A 14,316-nucleotide genomic window follows, 5' to 3' on the forward strand; every position below is an offset into this window, starting at 1 on the left:
TATGATTACATATGAAGAAAAGGTTATAAAAGAACTGGAGCAGTGGAAAGCTACATTTATGAAAGATTCTTCTATGATGACACGGTTCTCAAAAAAAGTGCAGACGAAGGTGCAACAGCTCATTCCGGCGAAAGTACAAAAGGTACTAACAGAGACGATTCGTATGATGGTGCAAACAATCAGCGCCGGGTCAAACTTTATAAAGCCGAAGCTAAAAGAGACGACATGGTCACTGCAAAGACGTGACGATGAAGTTCGTAAAAAAATGGATGAGTATAAAAAAATAGCAGCGGCAGAAGGGGCAGGGACGGGGGCTGGCGGTATTCTCCTCGGTCTTGCTGACTTTCCGCTTTTACTCGGCATTAAAATTAAATTTTTATTCGATGCAGCGACATTGTACGGATTTGATACGAGTAAACAAGAAGAGCGTCTTTTTATCCTTCACGTTTTTCAGCTTGCCTTTTCAAGTGACAATCACAGAAAAGAAATATGGAAAGCAATTGAAACGTGGGATACAGAAAAAGAAAATCATATGGACTGGGAAAAGTTCCAAACAGAATACCGAGACTATATCGATTTAGCAAAAATGCTTCAGCTCGTCCCGGTAATCGGTGCCCCAGTCGGCGCATATGCGAACTATCAATTGCTGCAAAGACTTGGAGAAGTGACGATGAATTGTTATCGTATGCGATTGCTGAATAGGGATTAAAAAGAAGGCGTCCTACATGTGTAACGTAGGACGCCTTTTCTTAGAAGCCAAGTCCGATATAGCTAACTCCAACTATAATCAATACGATAAAAAGTACAATGATTAATGAAAATCCGCTCTTACCAGCTTGTCCTGCTTCACCGCCGCCATTACCACCACTACCGCCATTACCACCAAGTCCCATATGATATCCTCCTTATTGTTATATGTTGCTTTTACTTTATAACTTTCTGTATTTTCTGATAAACACCTTCTGTAGTGCTAACTAAATTGAAAATCTTTTCGTTTTGTTTTATAATTTACTTACCGACCGGTAAGTAAAAATAAGTGAGGTACAGTATGACGAAGAATTTACAAACATCGCAAAACATTGTAGAGGCATCATTTAAACTTATGGCAGAACACGGCATTGAGAAGATGAGTCTTTCCATGATTGCGAAAGAGGTAGGTATTTCAAAACCGGCTATTTATTATCATTTTTCTTCTAAAGAAGCGTTAATCGATTTTTTATTTGAAGAAATTTTCTCTGGATATCATTTCGTGAGTTATTTCGATAAAGAGCAATATACGAAAGAAAACTTTGCAAAAAAGTTAATTGCTGATGGTTTACATATGCTCTCTGAATATGAAGGGCAAGAAGGGATATTACGCGTTATCAATGAATTTATCGTAACTGCATCGCGAAATGAAAAGTATCAGAAACGCTTATTTGAAATACAAGAAGATTTCTTAAATGGTTTCCACGATTTATTGAAGAAAGGCGTAGAACTTGACGTAGTGTCACAACATGAAACGGAAGAAAATGCTCATACGCTAGCACTCGTGATTGATAATATGAGCAACTATATGCTCATGGGATTCCAGTTAAAGTATAAAGAAATTTGGATTCGAAATGTGAAAAACGTCATGAAGGAGGAGTAAAGATGAAAATGCAAAAAAACTGGTGGCTCGGTTTTCTTGGATTTATTGGGGTTTATAAAATACCAGGTATGATTGAAGCTTTTCAAGCGGATGGAAATTGGATGAAGTTAATCGGTTTCATTTGGCTACTTTGGTTCGGATATTTTATTCCTGAGAAGAAAGAAGATTGAATTTCAATTTTCTGTAAAGTTACGTAAAATATAGATTAAGAGTATTCATATATTAGATTACTAGATTTGGAGTGGTTACATGGATCCATTGAAAAATGAAATTCACCCTGACATGGTCAAGGTGTGGAAAGCGCGTTCTTTAATTGAGCTAGGAATCAGTATTATAGTCATTTTGGCATATCTTTTCTTTATGATTAAGTTTAATTGGTGGGCTTGGATTTTCTATGTGCTCATCGGATTAACAATTGTATATACACCGTTTGATTACTTTACGTTTCCGAAACTACGTCAACGTTATTACAGCTACCAACTAAATGAAGAAGAACTTGAAATTCAGCATGGTCTTTTCGTCGTAAAGCGCGTATTAGTACCGATGATTCGTGTGCAGCACGTTACGATTGAACAAGGGCCAATTATGAGAAAATACGGATTAGCAGAATTACACATTTCAACAGCAGCAACTTCTCATAGCATCCCAGGTTTAACGATGTATGAAGCTGAAATGTTGAAAACGAAAATCGCAGAATTAGCGAAAGTGAGTGATGAGGATGTATAAGAGGCAGCATCCAATCACGATGTTATTAGAGTTAAAAATAACAGACTTTATACCACTCATTATTTTTCTTTTTAGCTTAAGGGGAAAGTTTCCATTTTGGTATTTAGTTCCTATTGGTTTTGCGTTGATCACAATTATTTCAGCTATCGTAGGCTGGTATTACAAAGTATACTGGGTCGAAAATAACGTATTACATGTGAAACAAGGTCTCTTTGTGAAAAAGGAGAGCTACTTAAATAAAGAACGGGTTCAAACAATTAATACAAGTTCTAACGTACTATACCAAATGCTCGGTTTGAAAAAAATTCAGATTGAAACAGCTGGCGGGGGCGATGAAGCAGAAGTTAGCTTAGCTGGAATTACGGTAGAAGAGGCGACGGAGCTTATTACTTTGCTAAATGAGCCAACTCCAGAAGTGAAAGCAGAAAAAACGTTAGACGAAGCAGCAGAAAATACAGTAGAAAAAGCAATTGTTACAGAGGAAAAACAAACGACAGAGTACAAGTTAACGTGGAAAGAGATTTTAATAGCGTCTGTTACATCTGGTCAATTTGGAGTATTGTTCTCTTTAATCTTTTTCGTTTATCACCAAGTAGATGAGTATATTCCGAAATGGATAAAAAATAGTGTGACGTCATATGTAATGGACCACGATATATATGGCTGGATTTACATGGTAGCTATTCTACTTGTCGTTTCTTGGATGATATCTACAATTGGCTACGCGTTAAAACACGGTAACTTCACAGTAAATCGAAAAAATGATGAAGTCCGTATTTCGCAAGGGTTACTGGAGAGAAAAGAACTCGTACTAAAATTGCACCGCATTCAAGGGATTACGATAAAAGAAGGCATTTTACGCCAACCGTTCGGTTATTGTGCTGTGCAAGTAGAAGTCATTCAAAGTGAAGGGAAAGAAGAAAAAGTTACACTGCATCCTATCATTCGAAAAAATCGAGTGCAACAATTACTCGCGCATTTACAATTACCATACGAACTGAATGCAAATATTACTTCGTTACCAAAAGCAGCATTGCGCCGCTATCTCATTGATAGTTTCATCTTTTTCGCTATGCTCGCAATCCCGCTTACTGGAATAAGCGTATACTTTGAAAAGTATTACATCATGTGGGCATTACTACCGCTCGCAATCCTTATCTTTACACTTGGCTACGCAACATTTAAAACAAATGGCTACAGTGTTAACGGAGAACAAATTACACTTGTCTATCGTAGCGTCGGAAAATATACAGGACTTATTAGAAGAAGACACGTCCAATCAATGGAGAAGACACAATCATATTTCCAGCGCCGTGCGGATTTATGTACGTATAAGTTTTCGAGTGCATCATCTAGTTATAAAATAGAGCATACGAGAGTAGAAGATGCGGAGAGAATGCAGGATTGGTATAAGAAGAAAATAAATGAGATGTAACTTGAGAAAGCTTGCCTATTATGAAAGGCAGGCTTTTTTGTTATAGGGAAAAGAGTCGTTTAATCCATATATTAGTACAACTACAGCACACATGTATCAATACGTATGAAAAAAGGTAATATGCTTCTGTTTTAGGAAAATATGTGGGATTTTTGATATAAATGGTATAATAAAATGGAAATAGTATTAGGAGGTTATATATGATAAGTCAGTTGAAAAGAGAAGCACTTGATGCATTAAAAGGAAGATGGGGATTAGCGGTAGGGGCAACCTTATTAATCGGGATCCTTATTGGAGCTGTTGAAATGCTAACCACAGGTATTTTTTCGATATTTTGGGGTTGGGAAGAAGCAAGTGATTCACTTACAGTAAGTATTATTGTAATGCTTGTTATTGGTCCATTAACAATAGGTGCCTATTATCTTGTTTTAAATGCAATTCGTGGGACTGATGCTCGCATTGGTCATATATTTAGATGGTTTAGCGATGGAAGTAAGTTGATGAAGTCGTTTTTAACATATTTACTAATGTATGTATACTTGACTCTATGGACATTACTTCTTATTATTCCAGGTATTATTAAATCATTTTCTTATTCTATGACATATTTTATTTTGAATGATCATCCAGAATATACAGCGAATCAAGCGATTACTGAGAGTCGTCATATGATGAATGGACATAAAATGGATTACTTTTTACTATGCTTAAGTTTCTTAGGTTGGTTCATTTTAAGTATTCTTACTGTAGGAATCGGTTTCTTATGGTTAGCACCTTATTTCTACGCGACATCAGCCGCATTTTATGAAGAGATTTCAAAAGAATATTATAAAAAAGAAGGCACTACTTTCTAATAAAACATATAAACTATCTACCCTAAAGAATGTAGGGAGCAGATAGCAGATGGTTTAGGTGTTTTGATATTTGTCCTATTTTCGGGATTCACTTCAGGATAAGGTATAGATTTTTATATAGAAATGCTTCCCTCTATGTTTTATCATAGAGGGTTATTTTTTATGTAAAAATGATAGGAAATAATGAATAATATATGTAAAGAAAAAAGCGAGGTGAATGAGAGTGAGCAAATTTTTAATACCGTATTCATTTTCTATATTAAGTTTCTTTATTTCAGCAACAGCACTTGATTTATATGATAGGATGGGAAACGATAGTGAGCTGGTTTCGCCGAACATAATTGGAAAGATAATTCAATCTACTGCGCAAATGGGAGTCCTTACATTGTATTTCGGAGTACCTATTATTTTAGGTGGCTGTCTACTTGGTGAGCTATTGTTTAGAGGTATCATTTTACGATTTAAACTAAGCTATATTATATCTTTATTATTATATCTATTTTTAGTTTTTAGTATTGTTTTCGTAACGGTAGGCATTCCAACTACATATGAAGATTCTAATACATTTTTCATGGGGATAACTATGATTTGTGCTGTTACATTCTTTGTGAGTCGGAATATATGGGAAAACAAGTTAATAATGGAGTGACAAAATGAAATACACTTGTCCATGTTGCGGATATAAAGTGAAACTTTAATCAGGGGGGATTTTGTTCATTCCCCACTGATTATTAGTTGAACCAATCGGGCATTTATGGGCAGTTAATCTTCCACCTAACTCCTTTGCTCTAGTTGAATTTTGAGGTGGGAATTTTACTGCCCGTTAATGCGGGGTAAAACATTAGAAGAAGAACCACCAGATACATATGAAATTTGTAATATATGTTATTGGGAAGATGATGGGGTTCAGTTTAACGATCCTGACTATGAAGGTGGGGCGAATGAAGTCTCGTTAAGACAAGCACAGAAAAATTTTATTGCATTTGGTGCTTGGGAGGAATGTTTTATTGGATCAGTTAGAAAACCGACTAGTGAAGATGTGAAGGATGCTAGTTGGCAGCGAATTTGTTAAGTAGAATGTTATTACTCAATTTAATGGGAGTAATAACATTTTTTATTTAGTACTGAAAGAATTACTGCTGTCTTAAAGTAATAAGAAGGAATAAATCGGTAAATTTTATTAATGGATATATTTTCAATAAATACAAAAGTATAGATGTATAGTCAGCTTTGTGTATTTAATGTTATCATATTGAATGATATGGAAATTTTTAATAGAATAAGTAACTAAAAATTCAAAGGTAATGAAGCTTTTGTTGTATAAAGAAAATACTTAGTAGTAATCAACAATATTAAAAATAAGATTCGTATTTATATAAATTTAGTAGAAATGGGGTTTTAAAAAGGAATGAGTATAAGCATAACGCGGCAAAAGATTTTGGCGGCCGCTTCTCAAATTGTACAATGTAAAGGGGTTGCTAAATTAACTTTAGAAGCAGTGGCAAAAGAGGCGGGTTTAAGCAAAGGTGGATTATTGTATCACTTTTCAAATAAAGAAGCTTTAATAGAAGGTATGATAGTCCGAGGGGTAGAGGATTATGAAGGGGCCATTTACAATAAAGTAGCGGAAGACTCAGAGAGGAAAGGGAGATGGGTTCGCTCTTTTGTAGAGGAAAGATTAAGTAATGAGAGAAGAACAGAAGAGTTGTCTAGCAGTATGATGGCAGCACTCATGTTAAAACCTGAATTACTTGAGCCATTACAACAATCATTTCAGCAACTGCAAAAAAATATAGAAAATGATGAGATAGATTCAGTTTGTGCAACAATTATTAGATTAGCAGCAGATGGATTATGGTATTCGGAATATTTAGGGGTTGGAAGACTAAGCCCCGAGTTAAGAGAAAAAGTGATTCAAGCTCTTATTAGTAATTCATATAAATAGAATATACGAACTATATAATGAGAAAATAATTCACCATTGCTTCTTTAATGTAGTGGTGAATTATTTTTTTTATTAGAAAAATAGAACAATTTTATAGAGTATTGAATTATAACCGTCCAGACGGTATAGTAATATTTGGTTTAAGAGGAAAATGAAACAAAAAAAGAATAAAAGATATTTTTAGCACACTATTCGAAAGGATAGGCCGCAAAGCTTAGAGTCTACGGTAATACATATTGGTTACTAAGATCGTCTGGTTGCACATTTTTGATGCAACCGGACGATCTTTTTTTGTTATATAAATATAAAAATTTAGGAGGGAACTATGCAAATGAAAAGTACTAAAAGACATATTTCAATGGTTTCATTAGTTTTTCTAGTATTATTTTCAGTGCTGAATGTGTGGGCTCCAGTTATTCAAGCTGCTGTTATGAAAAGTCCAGTGGACGAAATTAATATTTCCCGTACTGATGGCACGACATCTGAACCATATCAAGCCTCAGATGGTATGAAAGTAGAAGTGAAGTGGTCAGCTAAAGAAAAAATAAAAAGTGGAGATCAATTCACAATTGATATGCCAAAAGAGTTTCGAAAAGACCTTATGAATATGAGTTTTCCTTTAAAAGATGCTGAAGGAAAAACAGTTGGTACATGTGAGATGAAAAAGGGTCTATTAACGTGTACTATGGGTGATTACGTAGAAGGAAAGAACAACATTAAAGGTTCTTTATTCGTAGAATTCTACTTTGGTCTAGAAGCATATGATGGTGTTAAAGAAATTCCATTAGAATTTAACGTTGATGGTCAAATCGTAAATAAAGAAGTAAATGTAAGTAATACGACAGAGAGACCGAAGCCACAACCCAATACGGAAAATCTATTGAAATGGGGTTCTTATAATCAAGAAGATCCGTCTATTGCTGATTGGCTTGTATATGTAAATGCAACTGGAACAGAAATGCAAGATCTTAAATTAACAGATACATTAGGACCTGGGCATGAGTTAATTACAGACAGCGTAGTATTAGAAGAGGCTGTATTTGAAGATGGTTATGCACCAACAAATATTAAGCCAGCAAATTTATCTAACATTAAAATAAATGCAACAAAGACTGGATTTACAATTGAATTTCCAGACAGTTCAAAAGGCTATATTTTAAGATATAAAACAAAGGTTACAAATCCTGCTGCAAAACCTCATAAAAATACTGTGAAATTAGAAGGTAAAAATATTAAAACTGAAGAAAAAGTAGGACAAGTATTTGTGAGTGGTGGGGGAGGATCTGGTTCAGGTGACAATAATCCACCTAGCATTGAAAAAAATATAGTTGATGAGAATGGCAAGCTTGTAGAGAATGAGCAGCTAACACAAATGGATCAAGTTATTCAATACCAAGTTGGTACACATATACCGAACGATCCTTCTAAATACACATCTATGGTAATTAGTGATGATTTAGAAGATGTTTTAGAAGTATTAGAGGCAAAAGTGTATGATAAAAATGGCCAAGATATTACTTCTAAAGGGACGTTAAATATAGATAAACAAAGAAGTGAAGTAACATTTACGTTTGGTGAGAATTTTGATTATAAGTCATATGAAGACCAGATAATTAATCTTAGTATCAAGGCGAAAATTAAAAATAATGCAGACTTATCTTCTTACGTAGATAAGAAGATTCCTAATAAAGCGGAATTACATTTTGATGATAAAACATTAACATCAAAAGAAGTAACTATTACACCGCCTGAAGCTCCAAAAGATGGTACAGTATCGCTTCATAAAATAGATTCTGAGAATCCGAACAAAGGGTTAAAAGGTGCCGAATTTGAAGTTCGAAATAGTGCAAATGAAGTTGTTGCAAAACTGACAACGGACGAAAAAGGTTTTTCAGTACCTCAAACTTTAGCTCCTGGGACGTATAAAGTTTATGAAACAGTAGCACCAGAAGGATATCAAAAATTAACAAGCCCAGTAGAGGTTACACTTCAAGCTGGAGAAACAAAAACAATTGAAATTAAAAATACTGTGCAAAAGGGTCAAATTGAAATAAAGAAAATTGATTCGGAAAATGGTGAAAAACCATTAGCAAATGCAGAGTTTGATATAGTAAAAGACGGTGTAGTAGTCGAACATATTGTTACAGATAAAGATGGTAAGGCAATCTCTAAACCGTTAGCACTAGGAAAATATATTTTAAAAGAAACGAAAGCGCCTGAAGGCTACCAATTAAAAGAAACAGAGTTCGAAGTAAGTGTAACAGGGGACGGCATATTCCCAATACAAGTGGAAAATGCAATGGTAGACAAAGGTAATATAGAAATTACAAAAGTGGACAAAGAAAACGGAGCAGTATTAGCGGGTGTCGAATTTGAAGTCCAAGATGAGAAAGATGAAGTAGTAAGAAAAGTAGTAACAGATAAAGATGGAAAAGCAAATGTTTCAGATCTATCAGTAGGAAAGTACAAATTAGTAGAGACGAAAAGCTTACCAGGTTATAAAAAGCTAACAGAACCAGTACCATTTGAAATAAAAAAAGGTATGACAAAAGCTTTAGCAATAAAAGTAGAAAACGAGCAGTTAGACAAAGGCTCAGTAGAAATTACAAAAATAGATAAAGATAGTCAAAAAGTATTAGAAGGCGTAGTCTTCGAAGTGCAAGATGAGCAAGGAAAAGTAGTAACAGAAGTAAAAACAGATAAAGATGGTAAAGCAAAAATCTCTGATTTATCAGTAGGGAAGTACAAATTAGTAGAGACGAAAAGTTTACCAGGCTACAAAAAGCTAACAGATTCAGTATCATTCGAAATTAAAAAAGGTATGACAACAGTCCTATCGTTGAAAGTAGAAAATGAACAGTTAGATAAAGGTTCAGTAGAAATTACAAAAATAGATAAAGACAGCAAAAAAGCATTAAAAGGCGTAGTTTTTGAAGTGCAAGATGAAGCTGGAACAGTAGTAAAGGAAGTAAAAACAGATAAAGATGGTAAAGCAAAAATCTCAGATCTATCAGTAGGAAAGTACAAATTAGTAGAGAAAGAAAGTTTACCAGGCTATAAGAAACTAACAGATCCAGTATCATTTGAAATCAAAAAAGGCATGACCGAAGTTCTATCATTAAAAATAGAAAATGAAATGGTAGATACGGGAAATATAGAGATAACAAAGATAGATAAAGATAATAAAGCACCGTTAGCGGGAGTAACATTTATCGTCCAAGATGAAAAGGGTAATGAAGTTACAAAAGTAACGACAGATAAAGATGGAAAAGCAAATGTTTCAGATTTACTTGTAGGAAAGTATGAATTAGTAGAGGTAGAAAGTTTACCTGGTTATAAAAAATTAGAAAAACCAATATCATTTGAAATCAAAAAAGGCATGACCGAAGTCCTATCATTAAAAGTAGAAAATGAAATGGTGGATACAGGGAATGTCGAGATAACAAAAATAGATAAAGATAGTAAAGCACCATTAGAAAATGTTGTATTTGAAGTACGTGATTTAAAAGGAAAAGTAGTTGCGAAAGTAACAACGGATAAAGAAGGAAAAGCAAACGTTTCAGATTTATCTATCGGGAAGTATGAGTTGGTAGAAGTAGAAACACCGGCAGGATACAAACCACTAGAAAAGCCAATTTCATTTGAAATTGAAAAGGGTAGAGTAACAGCGCTAAAGCTAACAGTAGAAAATGAATTAGTGGATACAGGAAATGTAGAAATTACAAAAGTAGATAAAGAAAATAAAGATGCTTTAGCTGATGCAGTCTTTGAAATTCAAGATGAAGCAGGGCAAGTAGTCGCTAAAATAACGACAGATAAAAAAGGACAAGTACAAGTTACTAATTTATCAGTCGGCACATACAAGTTAGTAGAAGTAAAAGCACCAAAAGGATATAAACAATTAGTAGATCCGATTACATTCCAAATTGAAAAAGGCATGACAAAATCTCTTGCTTTAACAGTAGAAAACGAAATGTTAGACAAGGGAAATGTGGAAGTAACAAAAGTAGATAAAGATAGTCAAAAAGCATTAGCAGGTGTAGTCTTCGAAGTACAAGATGAAAAAGGCAAAGTAGTAACAAAAGTAACGACAGATAAAGAAGGAAAAGCAAAGATTGCTGATTTATCAGTAGGAAAATATAAGCTAGTAGAGGTAGAGAGCTTACCAGGATATAAAAAACTAGCGAAACCAGTATCATTTGAAATCAAAAAAGGTATGACAGAAGTCTTATCACTAAAAGTAGAGAATGAACTAGTAGACAAAGGCTCAGTAGAAATCACAAAAGTGGATAAAGATAGTCAAAAAGTATTAGAAGACGTAGTCTTCGAAGTGCAAGACGAACAAGGCAAAGTAGTAACGGAAGTAAAAACAGATAAAAATGGTAAAGCAAAAATCTCAGACTTATCTGTAGGAAAGTACAAATTAGTAGAGAAAGAGAGCTTACCAGGCTACAAAAAACTAACAGAGCCAGTATCATTCGAAATTAAAAAGGGTATGACAGAAGTTCTATCATTAAACATAGAAAATGAAATGGTAGATACGGGAAATGTAGAAATTACAAAAATAGATAAAGATAATAAGGCACCGTTAGCAGGTGTAGTCTTTGAAGTTCAAGACGACAAAGGCAAGGTAGTAACGAAAGTAACGACAGATAAAGCTGGAAAAGCAACAGTTGCAGATTTATCAGTAGGAAAGTACAAGTTAGTAGAAGTAGAGAGTTTACCAGGCTACAAAAAATTAGAAAAGCCTGTACTATTTGAAATTACAAAAGGTATGACAAAATCTTTAGCGTTCACTGTAGAAAATGAAATGGTAGATACGGGGAATGTAGAAATCACAAAAATAGATAAAGACAGTAAAGCACCATTAGAAAATGTTGTATTTGAAGTACGTGACTCAAAAGGCAAAGTAGTTGCGAAAGTAACAACGGATAAAGAAGGAAAAGCAGACATTTCAGATTTATCTATTGGAAAGTATGAGTTAGTAGAAGTAGAAACACCAGCAGGCTACAAACCACTAGAAAAGCCAGTTTCATTCGAAATTACAAAAGGTATGACGAAAGTCTTATCATTGCAAGTAGAGAATGAACAGTTAGACAAAGGTTCAGTGGAGATTACAAAAATGGCCGCTGAAAGCAAGGAAGTCTTATCAGGAGCTGTGTTTGAGGTTCATGATGAAAAGGGAAAAGTAGTAGTGAAAGTAACAACAGATAAAGATGGAAAGGCAAAAATCACAGATCTATCTGTAGGTAACTACACATTAGTAGAAGTAGAAGCACCAAAAGGATATGAAAAATTAACTAATCCAATTCCATTTGAAATTACAAATGGAATGATAAATGCAGTTCAATTAGAAGTATTAAACAAATTGAATCATTTAGCGCCACCAGGCCCAGAAACACCAGATCCAGAAAAACCTGGAACACCAGATCCAGAAAAACCTGGAACACCAGATCCAGAAAAGCCTGGAACACCGAATCCGGAGAAACCTGGAACACCGAATCCAGAAAAGCCTGGAACACCAAATCCAGAAAAGCCTGGAACACCGAATCCAGAAAAGCCTGGAACACCGAATCCAGAAAAACCTGGGACACCAGATCCAGAAAAGCCTGGGACACCGAATCCAGAGAAACCTGAAAAAGAATTACCGAAGACAGGGCAGAAAATACCTGTGGAACCATATATGGGAGCACTTCTTGTAATGATGAGTTTTGGATTACTCATATTAGGTAGAAAACAGCAGAGATAATAAAGGTGAAAAGGTATCCTCAAAGTATTTGAGGATACCTTTTTTAGCATAAAAAAAAGCATCTAGCAAAAGTACTAGATGCAAATAAAAACACAAGGGAAGACAAAGTTCTTCCCTTTTCCCGTATGTAATTATATCAAAAAATTTATAAAAAACTAGCTATATTTAAAATATAATTTTAAAAAAAGTTATATACATAAATAATTGCAATACGCGCAGTTTTATCTTTCTGAAAAATCTATTTCTTTATTTTTGAATATTAAGACTAATGTTGATAAATCTTCAGATAATTAGAAAAAATACCCGAAAGGATATATAATATTGCTTAATAAATAATTTTAATGAATTACGTATATTTCATTTGGTGTATTAATTGAATATCATAATTTTTAATTTTATTAAGCAAGAATCTCGGTTACTTATTGCATTTCTAACATAGGGTGAGATAGAAAAATACAATAGTGTGGAGGTTTTTATAATGACGTTTGTTCTTAGTAAAATGAGTGGCTTTAGCATAGAAGAAAAGGTACATGAATTTGAATCTAAAGGATTCCTTGAAATCTCAAATGAAATCTTTTTACAAGAGGAAGAGAATCATCGTCTATTAACACAAGCACAGTTAGATTATTATAATTTGGAAGATGATGCATACGGTGAATGCCGTGCTAGATCTTATTCAAGGTATATAAAGTATGTTGATTCACCAGATTATATTTTAGATAATAGTAATGATTACTTCCAATCTAAAGAATATAACTATGACGATGGCGGGAAAGTTAGACAGTTCAATAGCATAAATGATAGCTTTTTATGTAATCCTTTAATTCAAAATATCGTGCGCTTCGATACTGAATTTGCATTTAAAACAAATATAATAGATACAAGTAAAGACTTAATTATAGGTTTACATCAAGTAAGATATAAAGCTACTAAAGAAAGACCATCTTTTAGTTCACCTATTTGGTTACATAAAGATGATGAACCAGTAGTGTTTTTACACCTTATGAATTTAAGTAATACAGCTATTGGTGGAGATAATTTAATAGCTAATTCTCCTCGGGAAATTAATCAGTTTATAAGTTTGAAGGAGCCTTTAGAAACTTTAGTATTTGGACAAAAGGTCTTCCATGCCGTAACGCCACTTGGAACAGAATGTAGTACGGAGGCTTTTCGTGATATTTTATTAGTAACATTTTCTTATAAGGAGACAAAATGAGAGAGAATAAAATAATTATGATTTCTGGAGCCAATAGCGGTATAGGTCATGCTTGTATAAAATACTTTTTAGAAAAATCATTTCATGTAATAGCGCTTGATATTAATAATAATAATTTAATAGATTATATGAAAACAGATATGCCTTTGAAAGTAGTGCAAATTGATTTAAGTAATAGCGAAGCGATTCATAATCTTTTTACTCAATTAGATTTAGAAAAGCTTTCTCCTGATATATTAATAAATGCAGCTGGTATTCGAGAGATAACACCTGTTTTACATTTATCCGATGATATGTTTAAAAAAGTAATTGATGTAAATTTAGTAGCCCCATTTATCCTTTCTAGGGAAGTAGCTAAGCGATGGTGTGAATCGAAAATAAAAGGTTGTATTGTGAATATAGCATCGGTTTCTGGATTAATGGCTGAACCAGAGCGAGCTGCTTATGTTGCATCAAAGCATGCTTTAATCGGATTGACTAAACAGATGGCTATGGAATTTGGAAAGCAAAATATAAGGGTGAATAGCATTTCTCCCGGTGTTATTAGAACTGAACTTACAGAAGAATACTTTAGTAATACAGCCTTGATGTCTATGATAAAAAGTAATCAATCTTTAGATACTTGGGGGTTGCCGCAGGATATTGTTTCATGTATTGAGTACTTGATTTCTGATCAGGCCCGCTTTATTACTGGTTCTAATTTTGTAATTGATGGTGGTTGGACTGCTGGGAAAAATTTATAATTGAGTGTTTTTGAGGAA

At 33.9% G+C, this 14,316-nt stretch carries 13 protein-coding genes and 1 riboswitch; of the genes, 12 read left to right on the forward strand and 1 reads right to left on the reverse strand.

Features of this window, described 5'->3' with window-relative positions:
• The first annotated feature begins 1 nt into the window (after position 1).
• Positions 2–709, forward strand: a complete 708-nt coding sequence (ecsC, locus tag QO049_RS14630) for an ecs operon protein EcsC (RefSeq protein WP_000634138.1) — start codon at positions 2–4, stop codon at positions 707–709.
• Between the two features lie 40 nt (positions 710–749).
• On the opposite strand, the gene QO049_RS14635 is transcribed toward ecsC, so the two are convergent.
• Complete coding sequence (locus QO049_RS14635; protein WP_000522760.1) at positions 750–893, reverse strand: YjcZ family sporulation protein; 144 nt, start codon at positions 891–893, stop codon at positions 750–752.
• A 155-nt stretch (positions 894–1,048) separates the two neighbouring features.
• On the opposite strand from QO049_RS14635, the gene QO049_RS14640 reads away from it, so the two are divergent.
• From QO049_RS14640 to QO049_RS14690, 11 genes are all read left to right on the forward strand, one after another.
• The gene (locus QO049_RS14640; RefSeq protein WP_284489313.1) at positions 1,049–1,630 is read left to right on the forward strand and encodes a TetR/AcrR family transcriptional regulator; all 582 of its coding nucleotides are present in this window, start codon (positions 1,049–1,051) and stop codon (positions 1,628–1,630) included.
• Positions 1,631–1,632: 2 nt separating this feature from the next.
• On the forward strand, positions 1,633–1,800 hold the full coding sequence (locus QO049_RS14645) for a hypothetical protein (protein ID WP_000783813.1): 168 nt from the start codon (positions 1,633–1,635) through the stop codon (positions 1,798–1,800).
• A 79-nt stretch (positions 1,801–1,879) separates the two neighbouring features.
• A complete protein-coding gene (locus tag QO049_RS14650; protein ID WP_000371346.1) occupies positions 1,880–2,356 on the forward strand; it encodes a PH domain-containing protein in 477 nt (158 codons plus the stop codon).
• Positions 2,349–3,791: a PH domain-containing protein gene (locus QO049_RS14655; RefSeq protein WP_065704657.1), complete on the forward strand. Its 1,443-nt coding sequence runs from the start codon at positions 2,349–2,351 to the stop codon at positions 3,789–3,791. The genes QO049_RS14650 and QO049_RS14655 overlap by 8 nt, the downstream gene beginning before the upstream one ends.
• Before the next feature lie 200 nt (positions 3,792–3,991).
• Positions 3,992–4,645: a DUF975 family protein gene (locus tag QO049_RS14660; RefSeq protein WP_000625400.1), complete on the forward strand. Its 654-nt coding sequence runs from the start codon at positions 3,992–3,994 to the stop codon at positions 4,643–4,645.
• A 223-nt stretch (positions 4,646–4,868) separates the two neighbouring features.
• Positions 4,869–5,294 carry a hypothetical protein gene (locus tag QO049_RS14665; protein WP_246962261.1) on the forward strand — a complete coding sequence of 142 codons (426 nt, stop codon included), beginning with the start codon at positions 4,869–4,871 and terminating at the stop codon, positions 5,292–5,294.
• A gap of 177 nt (positions 5,295–5,471) precedes the next feature.
• Positions 5,472–5,717: a CPCC family cysteine-rich protein gene (locus QO049_RS14670; protein ID WP_246962264.1), complete on the forward strand. Its 246-nt coding sequence runs from the start codon at positions 5,472–5,474 to the stop codon at positions 5,715–5,717.
• Positions 5,718–6,053: 336 nt separating this feature from the next.
• Positions 6,054–6,590, forward strand: coding sequence for a TetR/AcrR family transcriptional regulator (locus QO049_RS14675; protein ID WP_000028010.1), 537 nt, complete (start codon positions 6,054–6,056; stop codon positions 6,588–6,590).
• A gap of 172 nt (positions 6,591–6,762) precedes the next feature.
• Positions 6,763–6,855: riboswitch (cyclic di-GMP riboswitch) on the forward strand.
• A 60-nt stretch (positions 6,856–6,915) separates the two neighbouring features.
• The gene (locus QO049_RS14680) at positions 6,916–12,339 is read left to right on the forward strand and encodes a SpaA isopeptide-forming pilin-related protein (protein ID WP_284489314.1); all 5,424 of its coding nucleotides are present in this window, start codon (positions 6,916–6,918) and stop codon (positions 12,337–12,339) included.
• A 478-nt stretch (positions 12,340–12,817) separates the two neighbouring features.
• Positions 12,818–13,555, forward strand: coding sequence for a 2OG-Fe dioxygenase family protein (locus QO049_RS14685; protein ID WP_000144819.1), 738 nt, complete (start codon positions 12,818–12,820; stop codon positions 13,553–13,555).
• Positions 13,552–14,298, forward strand: coding sequence for an SDR family NAD(P)-dependent oxidoreductase (locus tag QO049_RS14690; RefSeq protein WP_001208941.1), 747 nt, complete (start codon positions 13,552–13,554; stop codon positions 14,296–14,298). Before QO049_RS14685 ends, QO049_RS14690 begins: the two co-directional genes overlap by 4 nt.
• Positions 14,299–14,316: the final 18 nt, after the last annotated feature.

The sequence above is a fragment of the Bacillus sp. RB3 genome, from assembly GCF_030164735.1.
GTDB lineage: Bacteria > Bacillota > Bacilli > Bacillales > Bacillaceae_G > Bacillus_A > Bacillus_A cereus.